This is a genomic window from Lentzea sp. NEAU-D7 (genome assembly GCF_026242055.1).
In the GTDB taxonomy this organism is placed as follows: Bacteria; Actinomycetota; Actinomycetes; order Mycobacteriales; family Pseudonocardiaceae; genus Lentzea.
The window spans coordinates 145,826-166,213 of sequence record NZ_JAPJDL010000009.1; the positions used below are offsets into that span (position 1 = coordinate 145,826).

General features: G+C 71.0%; 24 protein-coding genes. 8 read left to right on the plus strand and 16 right to left on the minus strand.

The features are described 5' to 3' along the window. Positions 1–140 precede the first annotated feature (140 nt). The 3 genes from ORI60_RS19915 to ORI60_RS19925 all read left to right on the plus strand — a co-directional run bounded on the left by ORI60_RS19915 (position 141) and on the right by ORI60_RS19925 (position 1,405). Positions 141–467 carry an ArsR/SmtB family transcription factor gene (locus tag ORI60_RS19915; protein WP_266039367.1) on the plus strand — a complete coding sequence of 109 codons (327 nt, stop codon included), beginning with the start codon at positions 141–143 and terminating at the stop codon, positions 465–467. Next, positions 464–943: an SRPBCC family protein gene (locus ORI60_RS19920; protein ID WP_266039114.1), complete on the plus strand. Its 480-nt coding sequence runs from the start codon at positions 464–466 to the stop codon at positions 941–943. Before ORI60_RS19915 ends, ORI60_RS19920 begins: the two co-directional genes overlap by 4 nt. Positions 944–1,048: 105 nt before the next feature. Beyond that, positions 1,049–1,405: a hypothetical protein gene (locus ORI60_RS19925; RefSeq protein ID WP_266039115.1), complete on the plus strand. Its 357-nt coding sequence runs from the start codon at positions 1,049–1,051 to the stop codon at positions 1,403–1,405. A 136-nt stretch (positions 1,406–1,541) separates the two neighbouring features. On the opposite strand, the gene ORI60_RS19930 is transcribed toward ORI60_RS19925, so the two are convergent. The 8 genes from ORI60_RS19930 to ORI60_RS19965 all read right to left on the minus strand — a co-directional run bounded on the left by ORI60_RS19930 (position 1,542) and on the right by ORI60_RS19965 (position 8,369). Further along, a complete protein-coding gene (locus ORI60_RS19930; protein WP_266039117.1) occupies positions 1,542–1,841 on the minus strand; it encodes a hypothetical protein in 300 nt (99 codons plus the stop codon). A gap of 339 nt (positions 1,842–2,180) precedes the next feature. Further along, the gene (locus tag ORI60_RS19935) at positions 2,181–3,344 is read right to left on the minus strand and encodes an acyl-CoA dehydrogenase (RefSeq protein ID WP_266039119.1); all 1,164 of its coding nucleotides are present in this window, start codon (positions 3,342–3,344) and stop codon (positions 2,181–2,183) included. A 78-nt stretch (positions 3,345–3,422) separates the two neighbouring features. Then, a complete protein-coding gene (gene purE / locus ORI60_RS19940; protein ID WP_266039120.1) occupies positions 3,423–3,911 on the minus strand; it encodes a 5-(carboxyamino)imidazole ribonucleotide mutase in 489 nt (162 codons plus the stop codon). Next, positions 3,908–5,095, minus strand: a complete 1,188-nt coding sequence (locus tag ORI60_RS19945; RefSeq protein WP_266039122.1) for a 5-(carboxyamino)imidazole ribonucleotide synthase — start codon at positions 5,093–5,095, stop codon at positions 3,908–3,910. The genes purE and ORI60_RS19945 overlap by 4 nt, the downstream gene beginning before the upstream one ends. 62 nt (positions 5,096–5,157) lie before the next feature. Then, positions 5,158–6,321, minus strand: coding sequence for a hypothetical protein (locus ORI60_RS19950; protein ID WP_266039124.1), 1,164 nt, complete (start codon positions 6,319–6,321; stop codon positions 5,158–5,160). Beyond that, a complete protein-coding gene (locus ORI60_RS19955) occupies positions 6,318–7,112 on the minus strand; it encodes an ATP-binding cassette domain-containing protein (protein WP_266039126.1) in 795 nt (264 codons plus the stop codon). Before ORI60_RS19955 ends, ORI60_RS19950 begins: the two co-directional genes overlap by 4 nt. Next, entirely contained in the window at positions 7,109–7,489 is a 381-nt protein-coding gene (locus ORI60_RS19960) for a GntR family transcriptional regulator (protein ID WP_266039128.1), read from the minus strand. The genes ORI60_RS19955 and ORI60_RS19960 overlap by 4 nt, the downstream gene beginning before the upstream one ends. 112 nt (positions 7,490–7,601) lie before the next feature. Beyond that, entirely contained in the window at positions 7,602–8,369 is a 768-nt protein-coding gene (locus tag ORI60_RS19965) for a GGDEF domain-containing protein (protein WP_266039130.1), read from the minus strand. Between the two features lie 142 nt (positions 8,370–8,511). On the opposite strand from ORI60_RS19965, the gene ORI60_RS19970 reads away from it, so the two are divergent. From ORI60_RS19970 to ORI60_RS19980, 3 genes are all read left to right on the plus strand, one after another. After that, complete coding sequence (locus ORI60_RS19970; RefSeq protein ID WP_266039132.1) at positions 8,512–10,749, plus strand: sigma-70 family RNA polymerase sigma factor; 2,238 nt, start codon at positions 8,512–8,514, stop codon at positions 10,747–10,749. 112 nt (positions 10,750–10,861) lie between these two features. After that, the gene (locus ORI60_RS19975) at positions 10,862–11,461 is read left to right on the plus strand and encodes a GtrA family protein (protein WP_416234481.1); all 600 of its coding nucleotides are present in this window, start codon (positions 10,862–10,864) and stop codon (positions 11,459–11,461) included. After that, positions 11,391–11,924: a GtrA family protein gene (locus ORI60_RS19980; protein ID WP_266039134.1), complete on the plus strand. Its 534-nt coding sequence runs from the start codon at positions 11,391–11,393 to the stop codon at positions 11,922–11,924. The genes ORI60_RS19975 and ORI60_RS19980 overlap by 71 nt, the downstream gene beginning before the upstream one ends. On the opposite strand, the gene ORI60_RS19985 is transcribed toward ORI60_RS19980, so the two are convergent. Together ORI60_RS19985 and ORI60_RS19990 are read right to left on the minus strand one after the other, a co-directional pair. After that, on the minus strand, positions 11,921–13,195 hold the full coding sequence (locus ORI60_RS19985) for an ATP-binding protein (RefSeq protein ID WP_266039136.1): 1,275 nt from the start codon (positions 13,193–13,195) through the stop codon (positions 11,921–11,923). The two genes, ORI60_RS19980 and ORI60_RS19985, sit on opposite strands and share 4 nt — an antisense overlap. Beyond that, positions 13,195–13,869 (minus strand): response regulator transcription factor, encoded by a 675-nt coding sequence (locus tag ORI60_RS19990; RefSeq protein WP_266039138.1) that lies wholly within the window; start codon positions 13,867–13,869, stop codon positions 13,195–13,197. The genes ORI60_RS19985 and ORI60_RS19990 overlap by 1 nt, the downstream gene beginning before the upstream one ends. A 31-nt stretch (positions 13,870–13,900) precedes the next feature. Between ORI60_RS19990 and hisN the strand changes: the two genes are divergently transcribed. Continuing rightward, positions 13,901–14,680, plus strand: a complete 780-nt coding sequence (gene hisN, locus ORI60_RS19995; RefSeq protein WP_266039139.1) for a histidinol-phosphatase — start codon at positions 13,901–13,903, stop codon at positions 14,678–14,680. Here the strand turns inward: hisN and ORI60_RS20000 are convergent. From ORI60_RS20000 to ORI60_RS20015, 4 genes are read right to left on the minus strand one after another with little or no spacing between them, the layout of a single operon-like run. Beyond that, entirely contained in the window at positions 14,661–14,921 is a 261-nt protein-coding gene (locus ORI60_RS20000) for a hypothetical protein (RefSeq protein ID WP_090094900.1), read from the minus strand. The two genes, hisN and ORI60_RS20000, sit on opposite strands and share 20 nt — an antisense overlap. Further along, a complete protein-coding gene (locus ORI60_RS20005) occupies positions 14,918–17,542 on the minus strand; it encodes a TNT domain-containing protein (protein WP_266039142.1) in 2,625 nt (874 codons plus the stop codon). Before ORI60_RS20005 ends, ORI60_RS20000 begins: the two co-directional genes overlap by 4 nt. A gap of 1 nt (position 17,543) precedes the next feature. Next, entirely contained in the window at positions 17,544–17,858 is a 315-nt protein-coding gene (locus ORI60_RS20010; protein ID WP_266039144.1) for a WXG100 family type VII secretion target, read from the minus strand. Further along, positions 17,855–18,340, minus strand: coding sequence for a YbaB/EbfC family nucleoid-associated protein (locus ORI60_RS20015; protein ID WP_266039146.1), 486 nt, complete (start codon positions 18,338–18,340; stop codon positions 17,855–17,857). The genes ORI60_RS20010 and ORI60_RS20015 overlap by 4 nt, the downstream gene beginning before the upstream one ends. Before the next feature lie 97 nt (positions 18,341–18,437). Between ORI60_RS20015 and ORI60_RS20020 the strand changes: the two genes are divergently transcribed. Continuing rightward, positions 18,438–18,875, plus strand: coding sequence for a MaoC family dehydratase (locus tag ORI60_RS20020; RefSeq protein ID WP_266039148.1), 438 nt, complete (start codon positions 18,438–18,440; stop codon positions 18,873–18,875). A gap of 65 nt (positions 18,876–18,940) precedes the next feature. Here ORI60_RS20020 and ORI60_RS20025 read toward each other — a convergent pair whose 3' ends face one another. After that, entirely contained in the window at positions 18,941–19,870 is a 930-nt protein-coding gene (locus tag ORI60_RS20025) for a hydroxymethylglutaryl-CoA lyase (RefSeq protein WP_266039150.1), read from the minus strand. Further along, positions 19,857–20,381, minus strand: a complete 525-nt coding sequence (locus ORI60_RS20030) for a PH domain-containing protein (RefSeq protein WP_266039152.1) — start codon at positions 20,379–20,381, stop codon at positions 19,857–19,859. Before ORI60_RS20030 ends, ORI60_RS20025 begins: the two co-directional genes overlap by 14 nt. Positions 20,382–20,388: the final 7 nt, after the last annotated feature.

The following is a 20,388-nucleotide window of genomic DNA, read 5'->3' on the forward strand; positions in this document are numbered from 1 at the left end:
CGTACGGGCCATTTCGCGCATTAATGCGCCGCATCGGAAAGCGCTATCCACACAGTCGATCTTGAACTGGGGGTTGACAGCCGCCGCGCCCACCGCTCTACTTAACCCAGAGGTTAGATAACCAAGTGGTTAGGTACGAGATGGACCAGCTGAGCTCCACCTTCGCCGCACTGGCGGACCCGACCCGCCGGGCGATCCTCGCCCGGCTCACCGAGGGCCCGGCAACGGTGAAGGAGCTCTCCGAGCCGTTCGACATCAGCGGCCCGGCGATCTCCAAACACCTGCGCGTGCTGGAGAAGGCAGGCCTGATCACCCGTGGCAGGGAGGCGCAATGGCGTCCCTGCCAGCTCGACGCGACACCGCTGAAGGAGGTCGCAGTGTGGGCTGAGAACTACCGCCGCTTCTGGGATGCGAGCTACGCACGCCTGGACGAGCTCTTGACCGAGATGAAGGAGAACGAGGAATGACCACCGTCAAGTTCGGCACCACCGTCACCCTGCCGTCCGACACCGAGATCGCGATGTCGCGCACGTTCGACGCGCCCGCTTCGTTGGTGTGGAAGGCTTTCACGACTCCCTCGCTGCTGCGCCGCTGGCTGCTCGGCCCGGACGGCTGGGAGATGCCGATCTGCGAGGTCGACCTGCGCGTGGGCGGCAAGTGGCGCTACGGCTGGGCGCAGCCGGACGGCTCCGGCGCGTTCGAGATGCACGGCGAGTACACCGAGGTCACGCCCCATTCGCGGTTGTCGAACACGGAGATCTTCGAGGACAACCCGCCGGCCGTGTCGACGGTGACGTTCGTCGAGGAGGACGGCCGCACCGTGATGACCACGACGATGAAGCTGGTGTCACAGGAAGCGCGCGACGCGGTGCTGGCGTCCGGCATGTCGGACGGCGCCGGGCGTTCCTACGAGCGCCTGGGCGAGGTCCTGGCCACGCTCTGACGCTCCCGGCGGGACGGTCCACTGTGGCCGTTCTCGCTGCGTAATCACCTTTTGTGGCAACGCTTCCCCCGGTCGGGGCAAGACGTCGGGGTTACGTTCGGACGCATGGGACGTTTCCTCGTGGCTCTGGCCGTCGTGCTCGGCTTCGCCGGGTCGACCACTCCCCTCGCTCACGCAGCGACAGGCACCCGCTGGGAGATCGCGCCGTGCGCGCCCGGCACGAAGGCGCTGTGGCTACCGCGCGTCGACAAGGCAGGCACGGACCTGTCCTGCACGACCGAGGAGGCCCGTTCCGCCGCGGTGAAGGCGGCCTCGGACAGCGGCAGCCCGATGCGGATGGCTAACGTCGCCGTCGCGTTCTCGCAGCAGCTCGCCGACAGGTCGCTCACTCCGGAGTCGCCCTGCGTGCTGGGCGCCAAGGGAGCTGTGGGCGAGGCGATCGGCACCTGCGTGGCCGCTTGATCGGGTGGCCTTGTCGGTGGTGTCCTGCATGATCCGGTGCGGGACACCACCGGGGGGGAGTGCTCGTGATCGTGCAGGGTTCCGGCGACTTGCTGGATGCCGGCGCTGCAGTTCGAGCAGCGCTTCCCCGACCACGTCAATGGAGATCCAGCAGGGTTTCGAACCGGGCAGCCAGCACCGCGTCGACGCCACCGCTGATGGTCACGCTCAGGATCCCGCCTTCATGATCACGCGCGATCCGGAGGGTGATTTCGGGGGTGCCCACGATCGGATACTCGAACCAGGTACTAGGTGGCAGGTCAGCGTCCGTGGAGGGAATGCCGGCTTCCAGCGCACCGCTGTCGAGGTCGTCCCACCTGTAGTGAACGAGGGTAGCGATGTACTCGACGACTCTGGTCAGGTTGTCCTCGTAGATCCATCCGCCTACCTCGCGCATGCATGGATCATGTGTCATCGAGCGAATCCCGGCACCCGCAATTCGGCAGGAGAGAGATCGTCAGGACCCACTGAGCGTGGTCACAGTCAGTGGTCGTGTCCAGCAAGCGCGAGCTTCACGGTGGCTCTTCCTCGGAAGGACCCTGGCGGAGTACCTGGGCCGCTCGGACCCTGACTTCACGCTCCGGACGTACGCGCACCTGGTGCCGTCCAGTTGTGAACGGGCGCGGCTCGCCATGGACGGCGTGTTCGGCGGCTCTCATGATCACGGCCTGGAGGCGGCCTGATCATGGAAATCAGGAGCCCCCAGGCCGTGACCCGAGGTGGTGATCCAGCTGTTTCAGCCGTTGAGCACGGCGCGCGACATGACCACGCGCTGCACCTGGTTCGTGCCCTCGTAGATCTGCGTGATCTTCGCGTCCCGCATCATCCGCTCGACCGGGAAGTCGCGCGTGTAGCCGGCGCCGCCGAAGAGCTGCACCGCGTCCGTCGTGACCTCCATGGCCACGTCGGAGGCGAAGCACTTGGCGGCGGCGGTGATGAAGCCGATGTTCGGCTCGCCGCGTTCCGCCTTGGCGGCCGCGACGTAGACCATGTGGCGGGCCGCCTCGATCTTCATCGCCATGTCGGCGAGCATGAACTGGACGCCCTGGAAGTCCGAAATGGACTTTCCGAACTGCTTGCGGTCCTTGACGTACGCGACCGCTGCTTCCAGTGCGCCCTGCGCGATGCCGACTGCCTGGGCGCCGATGGTCGGGCGGGTGTGGTCCAGGGTCCGCAGGGCGGTCTTCAGACCGGTGCCCGGCTCGCCGATGATGCGGTTGGCCGGGATGGTGCAGTTCTCGAAGTAGATCTCGCGGGTCGGCGAGCCCTTGATGCCGAGCTTGCGCTCCTTCGGGCCGACCGAGAAGCCCGGGTCGTCCTTGTGCACGACGAACGCGGAGATGCCCTGCGACTTCTTCGGGGCGTTCGGGTCCGTCACGGCCATGACGGTGTACCAGGTGGACTCGCCCGCGTTGGTGATCCAGCACTTGGTGCCGTTGAGCAGCCAGTCCGAGCCGTCCAGCACGGCGCGCGTTCGCATCGACGCGGTGTCGGAGCCCGCCTCGCGCTCGGACAGCGCGTAGGACGCCATGGCCTCGCCCGAGGCGATGGACGGCATGACGAGCTGCTTCAGCTCGTCGGAGGCCGAGAGCAGGATCGGCATGGTGCCGAGCTTGTTCACCGCCGGGATCAGCGAGGACGACGCGCAGACGCGGGCCACTTCCTCGATGACGATGCAGGTGGCGACCGAGTCGGCGCCTTGGCCGTCGTAGTCCTCGGGCACGTGCACGGCCGCGAAGCCCGCCTTGACCAGGGCGTTGTGTGCCTCCACCGGGAAGCGCTCGTTCTCGTCGACCTCGGCCGCGTACGGCTTGATCTCCTTCTCGGCGAGTGAGCGGACGGCCTCTCGCAGCGCCTCGTGCTCCTCGGCGAGCTGGTAGGTGCCGAAGCTCGGGTTCACCTTGTTACCTCCCGGTAGCGAGTACTCGGCACGATGTTAGCGCCCGTTCACGTCGGGCGCTGCTGTGCTGTTGAGCACTCAGAGGGACTTCTGCAGCGCCGCGTCCTTGTCTAGTACGAGCTGCTCGAGTTCTGCCTGGAAGCGCGCCATGCGCTCCTGCAGTCCGGCGTCCGAGGAGGCCAGCATCCGGACGGCCAGCAGGCCCGCGTTGCGCGCACCACCCACTGAGACCGTGGCGACCGGGACGCCCGCGGGCATCTGCACGATCGAGAGCAGCGAGTCCATGCCGTCGAGGTACTTCAACGGCACCGGAACGCCGATCACCGGGAGCACGGTCGCGGAGGCGACCATGCCGGGCAGGTGGGCGGCGCCGCCGGCACCCGCGATGATCACGCGCAGGCCGCGGGAGGCGGCCGACGACGCGTAGTCGAGCATCCGCTGCGGGGTGCGGTGCGCGGAGACGACGCTCACCTCGAACGGCACGTCGAACTCGGCGAGCGCCTCGGTGGCCGCCTTCATCACCGGCCAGTCCGAGTCGCTGCCCATGATCACGCCAACCTGAGTCACTCCGCACTCCCGTGAATGTCGTATCCGTCTGACCAAACGCCCGTGGACAGCCAGTCCGCGGCGAGCCGCGCGCGCTGGCGGACCTCGGCCATGTCCTTGCCGAGGAACGTCACGTGCCCGATCTTGCGGCCCGGCCGTTCCTCCTTGCCGTACAGGTGCACGTGCGCGTCCGGGTACCGGGCGAACAGGTGGTGCACGCGCTCGTCGGGGCCCATCGCGGGCGGCTCGGTCGCGCCGAGGACGTTCGCCATCACGACGGCCGGCGCCATCAGGTCGGTGCGGCCGAGCGGGTAGTCCAGGACGGCCCGCAGGTGCTGCTCGAACTGCGACGTGCGCGCGCCCTCGATCGACCAGTGGCCGGAGTTGTGCGGGCGCATCGCGAGCTCGTTCACGACCACGCCGTCCGCGGTCTCGAACAGCTCGACGGCCAGCACGCCCACGACGCCCAGGGCGTCGGCGACCTTCAGCGCCAGCTCCTGGGCGGCGGCCCCGTCCAGCGCGGGAGCGGGTGCCAGCACCTCGACGCAGATGCCGTCGGACTGCACGGTCTCGACGACCGGCCACGCCGCGCCCTGCCCGAACGGCGAGCGAGCCACGACGGCGGCCAGCTCGCGGCGCATCGGCACGCACTGCTCGACCATGAGCGGCGTGCCGGCCTCCAGCAGTTCGGGGACGACCCGCTCGGCGCTCTGCGGGGTGTTCAGCATCCACACGCCACGCCCGTCGTAGCCGCCGCGGACCGCCTTCAGCACGCACGGCCAGCCGTTCTCCGCGCCGAAGCGGAGCACGTCGCGCACCTCGTGCACCTCGGCGAACGGCGGCACCGGCAGGCCCAGCTCGGCCAGCCGCACGCGCATCTTCAGCTTGTCCTGCGCGAACTGCAGCGCGTCCGGGCCGGGGTGCACCTTCACGCCCTCGGCGGCCAGCGCGCGGAGGTGCTCCTGCGGCACGTGCTCGTGGTCGAACGTGACCACCTCGCAGCCCTTCGCGAACGAGCGCAGCGCGTCGAGGTCGGTGTGCGTGCCGAGCACCACGTCCCGCGCGACGAGCGCGGCGGGGTCGTTCTCGGAGACTGCGAGCACGCGCAGCGACTGCCCGAGCGGGATCGCGGCCTGGTGCGTCATGCGGGCGAGCTGCCCGCCGCCGATCATTCCGACGACGGGGAGACGGGTACGAGAGTCCACGGTTCAGGCATCCTACCTGCGGCTACAGCGACACTCACCACCACGCCCAGCTCGTGCCCGCGCTAGCCCCCGGCCTTGGGGGCGGAGGAATCCGGCGTGCTCTCCGCGCTGTCCTCGCCCGAAGCGGACTTCGGCTCCGAGGCCTCGGCGGGCTCCGGCTCCACCCCCGGGTCGAACGCAGGCCCGGGCTCCGCCTCCGGATCGAACGCAGGCCCGGGCTCCGCCTCCGGATCGAACGCAGGCCCGGGCTCGGCCCCCGGATCGAACGCGGGCGCGGGGGCGGACTCGGCCGCCGCTCCGGCCAGGACCACGGCCGGCCCGGAAACGGCGACCAGCGACTGCTCCCCGATGCGGCGGTGTGAGCGGGAGGGCTTCCACCCGCCACCGTGCCGCATCAACCGGAACACGAGCAGGAACAGCCCCGAGGCCAGCAGCGCACACACGAAGAACTCGATGATCTGGAACGTCGTGACCCGCTCGATCGGCTGATATTCGACGTACGTGCCGATGGCGGCTCTTTCGTTGCGCATGCAGGTGTTCGTGTTGATCGCGTCCACGCACTTGTCCAGCACGGGCACCGGTTCGAGGTCGGGGCCGATGAAGCCGCTGCCGAGTTCGAGTCCGCGTTCCGGCACGACCGGGGTGTTCTCCCAGCGCACGATCGCGCGTGCCGGCGGCAAGTAGTAGTCGCGCGCCATCACGGACATGAGGACGCGCACGAGCATGAAGAACACCAGGGTGCCCGCGATAGCCGTCATCACGTGCCTGGTCAGCAGGCCGACGAGCACGCCGATAGCCAGCCCGAGGACGGCGTAACCGGCCTGCACGAGCGGGGTGGCCTCGAACGAGGACCACGATCTGCGCGTGCCGACGTAACCGTCTCCGGTTCCGACGAGCGCGCCCAGCAGGACGGCCAGGACGCCGAGCACGAGCAACTTGCCGCGCAACCACTCCACGGGCGTGACGTCCTGGCCCCAGGCCACGAAGTAGGTGCGTTCCTCCAGCTCACGGGCGATGAGCGGTGCACCCCAGAACATGCCGACCACACCGCCGAACCCGATCTGCACCATGAGGGCGTAGAAGCCGACGATCGGCATCGTGGCCGGTCCGCCCTCGAACTCCGTCGAGACGAGGCCGTACACGGCGAGCAGGGCGACGGCGGTGACGCCGAGGATGGGCCAGCGGTGCTGACGCCAGGTCAGCCAGATGATCGAACCCGCGTTCACGCCGCACGCTCCAGGTGCGCCACGACCAGCTCCTCCAGCGTCACGTACCGCGCTGTCCACGGCTCGTCGATCCGCGCGCCGCCGGAACGCACCAGGTACGACGATTGCGATCTGCCGTGCTTCGCGAGCACCACGGGTCCCTCCACGGGTGGTTTCGAGGCGTGCGGACCGGTGTAGAGGACGTGCTCCTCCAGCAGCTCGTCCGTGTCGCCGTTCACCAGCAGGCGGCCGTTCGAGAGCAGCAGCAGCCGGTCGGCGACGCCCCCGATCTCCGCCACGACGTGCGTGGAGAAGATCAGCGTCATGCCGTTGTCGTTGACCTCGGTCAGCAACTCCCGCATGACCTTCTGGCGCGCCAAAGGGTCCAGTTCGGCCAGTGGCTCGTCCAGCAGCAGGACGTCCGGGCGGGCGCCCAACGCCAGTGCGAGCGTCACGTGCGTGCGCTGGCCGCCGGACAGGTCACCGATCTGGAGCCTGCGCGGCACCTTGAACCGGGTGAGCCACCCGTCGGCGCGTTCCTCGTCCCAGACGTCGTTCATGCGGCGGCCGAACTGCAGCACGTCCGCGACCTTGAACGACTTGTACATCGGCTTGTGCTGCGGCACGTACGCCACCCGGCCCGCGATCGACGAGTGACCCCAGTCCGGCGGCAGGTGCCCGGCCAGCACGTTGAGCAACGTCGACTTGCCGGAGCCGTTGGCCCCGACCACGGCCGTCACACTGCCCGGCGGCAGCTCGAAGGAGACGTTCCGCAACGCCCACTTCGACACATCGGCCGCGACCACGCTCATTGCGCTCCCCCACTCAGCACCTCGCGCATCAGCGCGTTGATGTCCTCGTCCTCCAACCCGGCGGAGCGCGCCTTCGCGACCCATGCGGCGAGATCGGCGCGCAACGGGTCCAGGTCCTCGGGGGCGGCGGACCCCAAGGAGGCCTTGACGAAGGTGCCGGAGCCCTGACGGGCTTCGACGAGGCCCGCGAGCTCCAGCTCGCGATAGGCCTTGAGCACGGTGTTCGCGTTCACCCCGCTGGTGGCGACGACGTCGCGCACCGTCGGCAGCCGATCACCCGGCTGCAACCAGCCGAGCCTCATGGCCTCCCTGACCTGCTGTCCCAGCTGCAGGTACGCGGGAAATCCGCTGCCGCGGTCAACGTGGAACTCGACCACGCACGCTCCCCAGATTGTTCTAGTCAACTAGCACAATAGAACACTTCTGCGGGTGTTGTGAAGCGACCGCGGTGGGGACGCGGGGAGGGCCGCCGGGCGCGGGACAGGGGGGTCAGCGCCCGAGCGAGGTGAGGAGCGCACGCGCCTCGGCGTGCGTGTCCGGCAGCTGTTCGACCCAGACCTTGGCGGGGCCGACCGGCCGGACGTTGGGGTCGTCGGCGAGCCTGTCGGCAGCCAGGACCCTGAGGTTGGAGACCCTTCGGGCAAGAAGTCCGTCACGACGGACCAGCACCGCGGCCACGCACGGGCCGAGGGTCGCCAGCGTCTCGCCGCCGTCGAAGACGGTGCGCAACGCGTCCGACACGAGTGTCATCGCGACGACGCGGGACCAGCCCGATGCGCGGTGCACGTCGAGCCGCAGCAGGACGAGGGCGTAGTCGAGGGACGCGACCGGTGTCTCCCGGTACACCTCACCCAGCCGTGTCCTCAGGTAGGCGGCGGTCGCCAGCCCGGTCAACGGGTCCTCGGCCGCGCAGTCGCCGGCCTGCTTGGTCACCACGTCCGCCCACCCCAGCGCCGTCAGGCGCACCATCCGCGACGGGAGCGCGTCGATGTCCGGCGACACGACGTGCGAACCGTCCGTCAGCACGGCGTGCAGCGCGGCCAGGTCCAGCAGCGTCTCGCTCAGGCCCGCTCCGGCCTCGGCCCGTGCTCGGCCCAGCCTGACCAGCGCGTCGCCGGGGTCGGCTTCCTCCAGCATCGCCGCGCACACGTCGTCGACCTCGGCGAGCGGCCAGTCTGCGGGGAACGCCCAGCCGGCGGCCATGGTGGCGGTCCGCCACCTCGACTTCAGCAGGCGCTCCGCATGTGCGACACCCACCCGGTCTCCCTTCAGTTCGCCCGATTCCAGGTGGGAGACGCAGCCGTCGCTCGTTCGTGACGCAACCCGCGCGGGGGATTGAGATGACTGCGCCAGCCGCCGTAAGTCACACTGGGCGCCGCGTGGGAGGGGAACAAAGACTGTGGCGATCGTTCCTGCAGATGTTCAGGGACCGAGCGACGCGGAACTCATCGAGTCCGTGCGCGGCGGGACCATCGACGCCTACGGCCAGTTGTACGAACGCCACGTCTCGGCGGCCTACAACCTCGCCCGCCAGTTGGCCCGCTCCCCCGCGGAAGCCGACGACCTCGTCTCCGAGGCGTTCGCGAAGGTGCTGGACACGCTGCGCGGCGGCCGCGGCCCCGACTCGGCGTTCCGCGCCTACCTGCTGACGGCGCTGCGCCACACCGCGTACGACAAGACGCGCCGCGACAAGAAGGTCGACCTCACCGAGGACATGACCGACGTCGCGCCGGCCGTGCAGTTCAGCGACACCGCGGTGGCCGGGCTGGAGCGGTCGCTGGCGGCCCGCGCGTTCGCCGCCCTGCCCGAGCGCTGGCAGATGGTGCTCTGGCACACCGAGATCGAGGGCCAGTCGCCCGCCGAGGTCGCCCCGTTGCTCGGGCTGACGGCCAACGGCGTGTCCGCGCTCGCCTACCGCGCCCGCGAGGGCCTCAAGCAGCAGTACCTGCAGATGCACCTGGCCGACACGGAGGCGGAGCGCTGCAAGGCGACCGTCGACCGGCTCGGCGCCTGGACCCGCGCCGGTCTGTCCAAGCGCGAGGCGGCCCAGGTCGAGGCGCACCTCGACGAGTGCGGCCGGTGCCGGGCGCTGGCCGCCGAGCTCGCGGACGTCAACGGCGCGCTGCGGATCTTCGTCGCCCCGCTGGTGCTGGGCGTCGGTGCCGCGACGTACCTGGTGGCCGCCGGCACGACGACGGCCGTCGTCGGCGCCGGAGCGGCCGCGGGTGGCGCGGGCGCCGTCGGTGCCGCGATCCCCCGCCAGCTCGTCACGGTCGGTGGTTCCGCCGCCGCCGTGGCCGCGGCCGTGGTGATCGCGCTGGCCGCCGGTGGCGGCGAGCAGCAGGCGCCGGTGGTGCAGGCCGTCCAGCCCCCGCCCGCGCAGACGCAGGTCCAGACGCCGAGGCCTCCCGCACCGCCGGTTCCGCCCGCACCCAGCCCCACCGAGGAACCGCCGCCGCCCACGACGGAACCGCCGCCCTCGGAGGCCCCGCCCGCTCCACCGGCACCAGCACCTGAGCCGGAGCCGCCCGCCCCGGAACCGCCCGCGCCCACGCCGCCGTCGCTCACGCCGACCACGCCGAGCGGGTACTCGCTGACGCCGGGCGAGGAGCCCAAGGACTTCCCGATCACCGTCCGGAACACCGGTGGCACGGCGGCACCGCCCGCGAGCATGGTGCTGAACCTGCCGCCGGGCGTCGTGTCGACGGGCGGGCCGGCGGGCTTCGGCGCCGCGCGCCTGCTGCAGCCGGACGGCGCGGCCGACCAGACCGTGAACTGCCCCGCCGGCACCGGCACGATCACGTGCGTGACGCCGCAGGGCATCGCGCCGGGCGGGCAGGCGACGTTCCACTTCCTGCTGCGGGCGACCGACACGGCCGTGCCCGGCACGATCACCGGTGTCATCAGCGCGGGCACGTCGGTCTCGGTCGACATCAGCGTCGAGGTCAACGTGCCGCCGGTGAACGACGACATCGACCTCTTCGTGAAGACGTGGGATCACTGGTGGTGGCACCACCCGCGCGCGGACGTCGAGGTGCGCAACAAGGGCCCGCGCGCGGGCACGCTGAAGCTCGACATCTCGTCGACGAAGGACCTCGTGATCTTCGCGCCGTACCGGCAGTGCACGCAGGTGGACGAGAGGTCGATCCGCTGCCTCGCGGACCTGGACAAGGGCGACAGGTTCCGGATGTCCTTCTGGGCGTTCGGACGCCGCGGCGGGGAGATCACCGTGACGGCCGCGCTGGGCAACGCTACGAAGTCCGCGACCGTGTCGATGAAGGGCTGGCCGGAGCACCCGCCGGGCGAGGTGCCGCCGAACCCGCCGACGTCCACCACGACGGTGCCGCCGACGACCACGACCACCGAGCCCACGAAGCCGACGCGGCCGGCCGATCCCACGAAGCCGACCCCGCCCACCGAGCCGGCGAAGACGACCGTGCCGACCCAGCCGGCGGAACCCTCGGAACCGGAGGCCCCGCCGTCGACGACCCCGCCCCCGTCGCTGCCCCCGTCGGAGCCGCCGACGACCACGCCACCACCGAGGACGGAAGAGCCGTGCGAGCCGCCGCGCGGCCTGCTCCCGGGCCTGATCGGAGGTCTGTTCGGACAGCCCTCCTGCGAACCACCGCGGAGTTGATCAGAAGTTGATCTTTCATCGTCACTGAACGTGCAGGTCATGCACCTCTGCGTCGCGGTTGGTAACACCCGGAGGCAGGCGTCGTGATCTAGATCCGTAAGCTGGCGCGGTGCTGCCAGTCGTTCGCCGCGCCATGAGCCGGCTGCCGGAACCGGTCCAGTTCCTGATGCACAAGCACCGCGAGCTGATCCGGTTCGCGCTGGTAGGCGGCACGACGTTCCTCATCGACAACGGCGTCTGGTACGCGCTCAAGCTCACCGTGCTGACCGACAAGGTCGTCACGGCGAAGGTCATCGGCGTGCTGGTGGCGATCATCGCCTCGTACGTGCTGTCGCGCGAGTGGTCGTTCCACACCCGCGGCGGCCGCGAACGCCACCACGAGGCCGCCCTGTTCTTCCTGGTGAGCGGCATCGGCGTCGGGATCAACATCGCGCCGCTGTGGCTGTCGCGGCACCTGTTCGGCCTGCAGGCCCCGTTCGTCTCCGTCATGACCGAGGAGATCGCGGACTTCGTCTCGGGCTCGATCCTCGGCATGCTGCTCGCCACCGGCTTCAAGTTCTGGGCGATGCGCCGCTGGGTCTTCCCCGACGCGGGCGCTCGGCCGGACCGGCGCGTTCACCCGATCTCCGTAGACTCGTCCCGTGTCTCTAGCCGAAACAGTGGTCTCCCGGTTTCCGGAGCCGATCCGGTCGATCGCGCTGAAGCATCGTGAACTGGTCAAGTTCGCCCTGGTAGGGGGCACCTGCTTCGTGATCGACACGGTCCTGTTCTTCGGGATCAAGACCGTGGTCCTGCCGAACAACCCGGTGACGGCGAAGATCATCGCGACCCTGGTCGCCACGATCGTGTCGTACGTCCTCAACCGCGAGTGGTCGTTCCGCACGCGCGGCGGCCGCGAGCGGCACCACGAGGCCGCGTTGTTCTTCCTGGTCAACGGCATCGGCATCGTGCTGAACTCGGCCCCGCTGTACATCGCGCGGTACGCGTTCCACCTGCAGGAGCCGCACGTGTCGCGGCTCACCGAGGAGATCTCGGACTTCCTGAGCGCGCAGATCGTCGGCACGCTCATCGCGATGGCGTTCCGCTGGTACGGCTACAAGAACTGGGTCTTCCCCGAGGAGAACGTCCGCAACGCCCGGCCGATCGAGGAGGAGAAGGAGCTCGGCCACTCCTAACGTGGTGTGCTCGGCTTCTTCCAGGAGATCCCCACCACGTCCTGTGCCTTCGGCACCGGCAGGAACACGGCGAACGTCGCCGGCCTCGCCGTGGACAGCTCCAACCGGCCGCCGTCCGCGTCGACCAGCGCGCGTGCGAGCGCCAGGCCCACACCGGTCGAGCCGCCGCCGGAGACGCCGCGCTCGAAGATGTGCGCCGCGAGTTCGTCCGGCACGCCCGCTCCGCCGTCGCTGACCTCTACGACGACGGTGCCCTCCTCGCTGCGTGCGGAGACCACGACCGACCCTTCGCCGTGGCGCAGGGCGTTGTCCAGCAGCACCCCGATGGCCTCGCGGAGGCGGGCGGGGGTGGCACGGGCCAGCAGGCCGTCCGGGACGCGGACGCGCAGCGCCCGGCCCTGGCCCTTGACCTGCTCGCGCCACTCGTCGGCGATCAGGTTGAGCGCGGGCCGCAGTTCCAGCGGTTCGGCGCCGACCGCCCGGGCCGCGCGGGCCGCGGCGAGGAGTTCGTCCAGCACGGCGGCGAGGCGTTCGGCCTGCTCCAGGGCCGCGCGGGCCTCGGCGGCCGTCTCGGGTTCGGGGTGCTCAGCGAGTGCTTCCAGGCGCAGCTGGAGTGCCGTGAGGCGGCTGCGGAGCTGGTGGGAGACGTCGCCGACCAGCTCGCGTTCGCGCTGGACCAGGCGGGCCAGGGCCGTCGCGGAGGTGTCGAGGGCCTCGGAGACCGCGTCGAGCTCCTGGATGTTGTAGCGCTGCTCGTCGGCGCGGAAGTCGCCGGCGCCGAGCCGCGACGCGCGGGCCGCCACGTGGCCCAGCGGGCGGGCAAGCGTTTGCGCCGTCACCAGGGCGACGACGGTGCCGGTGCCGACGGAGAGCGCCAGCAGGAGCAGCACCAGGCCTGCCACCTGGGCCTGCGAGGTGTGCATGGGGCCGGAGGGGATCTCCAGGCGGACGGTGCCCTGCTGGGCGATCGGCAGTTCGACGGTCAGCGGGTCGTCGCCCGGAGAGGGACCCGTGACCTTGGTCGAGCCCGCGGACACGACGGTGAGACGGCCGTCGGTCGGGATGGCGATCCGGACGGCGTCGATGTCGAGGCTCTGCTGCTTGGCGAGCTGGTCGTCGAGCGTGGTCGCGATCCGCTGAGCGCTCTCGCTCAGGTCGGCGCGGGCGGTGTCCTCGACGAGCTGCAGCGCGGTGTAGCCGAGCGGGAGGCCCAGCACGATCCCGGTGACGGCGACGGCGAGCAGGATCGCCCGCAGGATCCGGCGGCGCACTAGTCGGCGTTGAAGCGGAAGCCGCGGCCGCGCACGGTCGCGATGCGCTTCTCCGCGGAGTTCGGCGTGCCGTCGCTGAGCTTCCTGCGCAGCCACGACATGTGCATGTCGAGCGTCTTGCTGCCCTTGAGGTCCGGGTCGTTCCAGACCTCGGACAGGATCTCGTCGCGGCTCACGACCTGGCCCGCGCGCTGGATCAGCACCTTGAGCAGCTCGAACTCCTTGTTCGCGAGCTGGATCTCGCCGCCGTCGACGGTGACGCGGCGGGCGGCCAGGTCGACGCGCACGCCGTTGACCTCCAGCGTCCCCGGGGCGCGGCGGCGCAGCAGCGCCCGGATGCGGGCCATCAGCTCGGCCAGGCGGAACGGCTTGGCGACGTAGTCGTCCGCGCCCGCGTCGAGCCCGACCACGAAGTCGACCTCGTCCGCACGGGCCGTGAGCATCAGCACGGGCACGCCCCTGCCGCTCTGGCGCAGCCGCCGGCACACCTCCAGCCCGTCCATGCCCGGCAGGCCGAGGTCCAGCACCAGGAGGTCGATGCCCCCGGCGAGGGCGGCGTCGAACGCACTGGGCCCGTCACCGACGACCTGCACCGAATAACCCTCCCGCGTCAAAGCGCGGGAGAGAGGATCCGCGATGGCCGGGTCGTCCTCGGCCAGCAACACCACGCTCACGGCCCCAGCGTATTCGTGGAACGATCGCCGCGTGTCACGCCACGATGCTGATCTCGAACTCGCCCTCCGCCTCGCCGACGCCGCCGACGCGATCACCGCGACCAGGTTCCGCGCGCACGACCTCGCCGTGGAGCGCAAGCCGGACCGCACGCCCGTCACCGACGCCGACGTCGCCGTCGAGGACGCGGTCCGCGGCGTGCTGGCTTCCGAGCGCCCCGACGACGTCGTCATGGGCGAGGAACGCGGCGGCACGCTGGACGCGTCCCGCGTCTGGGTGCTCGACCCGATCGACGGCACCAAGAACTTCCTGCGCGGTGTACCCGTTTGGGCGACCTTGATCGCCCTGGTCGAGGACGGCGTGCCGGTCGTGGGCGTCGTGTCCGCGCCAGCCATGAGCCGCCGCTGGTGGGCGGCCGCGGGTGGTGGCGCGTTCGCGTCGGACGCCTCCGGCGAGCGCGCGATCTCCGTGTCCGGCGTGCGCTCTCTAGAGGACGCCTACGTGTCGACGACCGACATCAAGTCGTGGGTCAAGTACCACTCCCGCGAGGCTTACCTGCGCCTGGTGGACGCGACTTGGGAGAGCCGTGCGTTCGGCGACTTCTACCAGCATTGCCTGGTCGCCGAGGGCGCCATCGACCTGGCGCCGGAGTGCGTGGCGAACCCGTGGGACATCGCCCCGTTCCAGGTGCTGGTGACCGAGGCGGGTGGCCGTTTCACCTCGCTGGACGGCGAGGAGCGCTACGACGGCGGCAGCGTGCTGACGTCGAACGGCCACCTGCACGAGGCCGCGCTCACGCTGTTGGCACGGTAAGGCTTCCGCGCGCGACCTGGGCCCAGGCGAGCCGGCCGAAGAGGTAGTGGCACGCCACGCTCTCGTCGTCGAACCGGGCCCAGTCGTAGCGGTTGCCCTGCTCCTGCCAGAACACCTCGTGACCCTTGCCGTCGTCGTCGGTGAGCAGGCACCAGCGCTGGTCCGCCTCCTCACCGATGCTGACGACGTCGTCGGGCACGCCGATCCTGGTCAGCCACTCGGGCAGCGACTCGACGTTCATGCGGTGATCTCCGTGAGGTAGCCGAGCGCGACGAGGTCCGCGACGGGGTGGGTGGTGCGGTACCGGCTGCCGCCGCCGGGCTGGCCGAACCAGGGCGCGCTGATCGTGCGGTGGACGGGCAGGTCCCTGAGGACGCGGTACCTGCGGTAGCCCTCGTCCGCCGCCTGGGGCGGCAGGGACCGCTGCGCGAACGGGGTGCCCGCCGCGCTCAGGACGCGGCCCTCCGGCGTGCCGAACCTGTCGAGCTCCGCGCCTGCCTGGAGGACCTCGGGAAGGCTGTCCTCGTAGCCACCCTCGCGTTCCGCCGGCCAGCGCGTGGTGCCGTCCTCGTGCTGGAACAGGCTTTCCCAGTCGCGTTCGTGCATGCCCGCGAGCGGGTCGTGCCCGGCCAGGAGCTCCTGCACGACCGGGTGGTCCCTGCCGAGTCCGGCGCCGGGCTGGACCGGCTGGGCGGAGGACGTGTCGATCGGCTGCGGGTGGTCGTCCGGGGCGAACCTCGGGACGACCTGCTCCTCGGCCTGCGGGGGCGGCGGGAGCTGGCGGGCCGGCTTCGGGGCGAGGGACGGGGCCCGTCCGGCGCTCAGGAAGATGGCCATGAACCAGCTGCCGGCGGCGGCCGCCGTGTAGGTGTGGCGAACGATCTCGCCGGCGAGGCCGGGGTTCGCCAGCGCCAGGTCGTTCCGGTTCTCGAGGCGGTCGCTCAGCGCGTGCGAGCCGCCGAGGTCCACCGCCGCGAGCGGGCCCGAGGTGGTGGTGCCGCCGGTCGGGCGGGCCCCGAGGTCGACGTCGGCGCCGGGCGCGGCCGGGCTGGCGATGGTGTCGCCGACCTGGCGCTCGCCGCGTTCCTCCACGGTCGCGACGTCGCCGTCCAGCAGCGCGTCCGCGGCGTCCTTCGACAGGTCCTTGGCGGCGGCGTCCTTGGCCGCCACCGACGGCGCGCTCTGCGACTGGGCGGAGACCTGCGTGCCGGACTGGGTGTGGCCCGGCCCCTGGCTCGCCTGGGTGCCGGCCTGGCCGCCGAACTGGGTGGGCTGGCTGCCCGGCACCTGACCCGGTGCCGCACCGGGGAAACCGGTCTTGGCCGCGGCTGCCTGCGCACCCGCCTTGGCCTCGCCCGGCTTGAGCTCGCCGGCCTTCGCCTCACCGGACTTGAGCTCGGTGGCCTTCGCTTCCGCGGCGGTCTTGGCGGCCTGCTGGCCCTGCTGAGCGGACTGAGCGGACTGAGCGGACTGAGCCGCCTGTCCCGGCTGGCCGTGCTGGCCGGCGACCTGCTGGCCCACGGCGGCACCGACCTGGGACGCCGCCGCGGGAACACCGCCCACAGCACCGCCCACGGCACCACCGATCGGGCCGGCGGCCGGAGCCGCGCCCATCGCCGGGGCGGCGGCGGGTGCGGCCGGAGCAGCGGGGGCCGCGGCCTGAGGTGCGGCCGGAGCCTGAGCGGGCAGATCGCCACCCCGGACCAGGGACGGGTCGAGCACGGCGGCGGAAGCCTTCGTGGTGCCTTCGGCGACGGGGCCGAGAGTGCCCGCGACGCTCGGGATCGCGTCGGCCACCGGCTGCGCGACGGGCGCGACCACGTGGCCCACCGCCTGGCCGACCGCGTGGCCCGTGTCGGCCACCAGTCCGGGGAGCGGGCCCTTGCCCTCGCCCCGGCCGGAGCCTTCGCCACGGCCTTGGCCATCACCATGGCCCTGACCGTCACCGCGGCCCTGACCGTCGCCGTCACCCCGGCCGTCGAACACCGGGCCGACGGCGTCGCGGCCACCGGGCACCGCGTCCACCACCGGCTGCACGACGGCGGCGACCGGGGCGGTCACGGGAGCGGCGGCGTCGACGACCGGCGCGGCGACCTCGGTCACGGCACCGACGACAGGGGCGAGAGGAGCCGTCACGGCACCGACGACGGGCGCGACCGGCGCGGTCACGGCGCCGACGACCGGCGCCACCGCTTCGGTCACGGGGGCGACCACGGCGGCGACGGGCTCGACGACGGGGGCGACCACACCGGCGACCGGGGCCACCACGCCGCCGACGATGTCCGTCACGGGCGACAGCAGGCCACCGGGGCCGTGGGCGCCGGGCGCGGTGTTGACGGGATGCGTGCCCTGGCTCATGTCGACGCCGCTGTCCAGGCGGATCGCGGAGGTCAGCGTGTTCTGCAGGTTCGCGACGTTGGCCGCGGCACCCTTCGTCAGCGTGTCGAGGCCGAGCAGCGCGGCGGGGTTGCCGGCGCTGGCCGAGGCCGTCGCGGCGTCGTTGTTCTTGGCCAGAGCCACGAGCTCGCGGACGATCTCGACCTTCGCGGCACCGACCTGCTTGGCGGCGTGGTCGAGCCGGTCGGCGGCGGCGTGGCAGCCGCGGGCGGCGCGGTGGAAGTCGCCGTCGGGCGCCACGACCTTGGCCCAGCGACCGCGCGCGGCGTCCGCGGTGCCACCGGACATGCCGCCCATCGCGCGGTTCGCGGCACCGTCGGACGAGGTGCTGAGGCTCTTGATCTTGTCGCCCGCCTCGCGCCACGCGGTGGCACTGGAACGCATGGCGTCCTCGTCGGCCTTGGGCCACGAGACACCGGCCTTGGCCGCGATGGCGGTGAGTTCGGCGGGAAGCTCGATGCCCATGTCAGCCGTCCAACCTTCTCATCCCGGAGGCGTTCTGCTCCTCGACGTGCCGGTACGTGGAGGCCGTCGCGGCGAGCTTGTCGCTCACGTCCCCCAACGTCGCCGCGAGTCCCGACAACGCCCCGGTGGCGTCCCCGGACGGCTTCTCGTGCGAGGCGGCGAAGCTCCGCCCGACCGCGTCGTCACCCCAGCAGGCACCGAACGCGGCCAGCGCCCGGTCCAGCGACCCCGCGATCTCGCTAGCCTGCCCCGCGAACCCCTTGAGCTCGCGAGCCCCGGCGTCCAGCCGCTCGAGGTCGGCCGAGTACCCGGTCATCGGACCCTCCTGTCGATGAGCTCGGAGTCGAGCCAGCTCTCCCGCTGCTCGTTGTCCTCGTCGTCGTCCACGCGCCGGCGAACGGGCTGGTGCCCCAGGTCGACGGTCTCGGTGTCGTCCACCGCGTACTCCGCGGGCTTGAGATCAGCCGTCCCGGCGACGAGCGCCGCGGGATCGGTGGAGGTGGGCAACACGGCACTCAACGCCTGATACGTGTCCTCGGCGGCACTGGCCGCAGCGGCGGCCACGGTCCGCACGATCAACTCGGCCAGCTGCTCCGGCCGATGCCTGCGATAGGCGGACTCGGAGAGCTCCAGCCCGACGAGCTTGCCGCCGGACCCCACGGTCGCCGCGACCGTCCCGTCAGGACTGGAGGCGCGCCCGGACACGGCGGCCAGCTCGCGCTGCACCGAAGCAAGCTGCTCGCGGCTGCGCCGGTAGTCAGCGAGCAACTCCTCGACCTGCGCACGGTGGTCGTCCACCGAGTCCCCCTCACACGCATAGCCCTGGGCTCGGGCTCTAGGACGCCGTCGCCCCTAGATCGGTTCCCAGCGGATTCAGTTACGTAGAATCAACGAGATGATCGCCTTCGAGGATCTGCCCGCAGGCCGCATCATCCCGCTTGGCGAGGTCACCGTCGACCGGGACGACATGCTGGACTTCGCCAAGAAGTTCGACCCGCAACCGTTCCACCTGGACGAGGAAGCGGGCAAGAACTCGATTTTCGGCGGTTTGTCCGCCTCGGGCTGGTACACGGCCTCGCTCTGGATGCGCCGCTGGGTGGACGAGGTCCTGGCCGACTCCACCTCGCAAGGCTCGCCGGGCGGCCGCGAACTCTCGTGGCTGGCCCCCGTCTACGCGGGCGACAAGCTGACCTTCGAAGCCGAGGTGCTCACCGCACGACGCTCGAAGAAGCGGCCGGACCTGGGCCTGGTGGAGTTCGAGGGCAGGGCGAAGCGGGGCGACGAGCTGGTCTACCGGTTCATCGCGACGGGCATGTTCACCGCACGCACCTGAGGTCGGCGGGGTCCGGGGCGGAGTCCCAGGAGTCAGCGCCAGGTCACCGCCCTCACCCCGACCACCTACTTCGACAGAGCTCGCACCACCCGCGAGGGACTGGGCCGCCCCAGCTGCTCAGCCATCCACACCGATGTCTCCACCAGCTTGTCGAGGTCGACCCCGGTCTCCACTCCAAGCCCGTCGAGCATCCACACCAGGTCCTCGGTGGCGAGGTTGCCGGTAGCCGACTCGGCGTAGGGACACCCACCCAGCCCACCGGCCGACGAGTCCACAGTCGTCACGCCGCAACGCAAAGCGGCCAGCGTGTTGGACAGCGCCTGCCCGTAGGTGTCGTGGAAGTGCACGGCCAGCCGGGAAACGTCCCGGAAGCCTTCCAACAGCGACTCGACCTGGCCGGGAGTGGCGACGCCGATGGTGTCGCCCAGCGACAGCTGCGAGCAGCCCATCTCCAGCAGCCGTTCACCGACCGCCACGACCTGGGACCGGGCTACCGGGCCCTCCCACGGGTCGCCGAAGCACATCGACACGTACCCGCGCACGTCCAGACCTGCTGCCAGCGCACGGGAAACGGTCGGCTCGAACATCTCGAACTGCGAGTCCAGCGTGCGGTTGAGGTTGCGCGAGGCGAACGTCTCGGTGGCCGAGGCGAAGATCGCGATGTGCGTGACCCCGGCCTCCAGGGCTCGGTCCAGGCCGCGCTCGTTCGGCACCAGCACCGGGTAGACGACGCCGGGACGCGGCGAAAGGCCGGCCAGCAGCTCGGCGGCGTCGGCCAGTTGCGGCACCCACTTGGGGTGCACGAAGGACGTGGCCTCCAGAACGGACAGTCCCGCCGCGGCCAGGCGGTCCAGGAACTCCAGCTTCACCGCGACCGGCACGACGACCGACTCGTTCTGCAGGCCGTCGCGGGCGCCGACCTCCCAGATCGTCACCCGCGAGGGCAGCGATGCGGAGCCGACGACGTCCGGCAGCCCTACGTCACGCGCGCCCATTGACAGTCCCGGGGTAGAAGTCGTCGTCGGGGTTGTCGTTGACCTCTCGGTACAACATCGTGTGCACCTTCTCCACGGACGGGATGTCGTCGAACTCGAGCGGCTCGTCCGAGGCCGACTCGATGATCAGGGTGCCGCAGCCGAGCAGGCGGTCGATGAAACTGTGCTCGAAGCGGACGCTGTTCACACGAGCCAAAGGGATGTCGAGGCCTGTGCGCTTGAACACTCCCTCGCGGTACATCACGCGGTCCGACGTGAGGATGAAGTGCGTCGTGCGCCAGCGCGCGAACGGCGTCACCGTCAGCCACAGGACCAGCACCGCCCCGACCACGGCCAGCACGATCCACACGACCGCGGCCCAGGACTGGTCGCCGAACAGCCCACCGAGGTAGGTGCCGAGCGCGACCACCACCAGCAGCCAGAACACCGGGAAGATCAACATCTTCCAGTGGGGGTGCTTGTGGATCACGACGTGCTCGCCGGAGCTCAGCAGGTCGTCGGGATAGGCCATGGAGCAA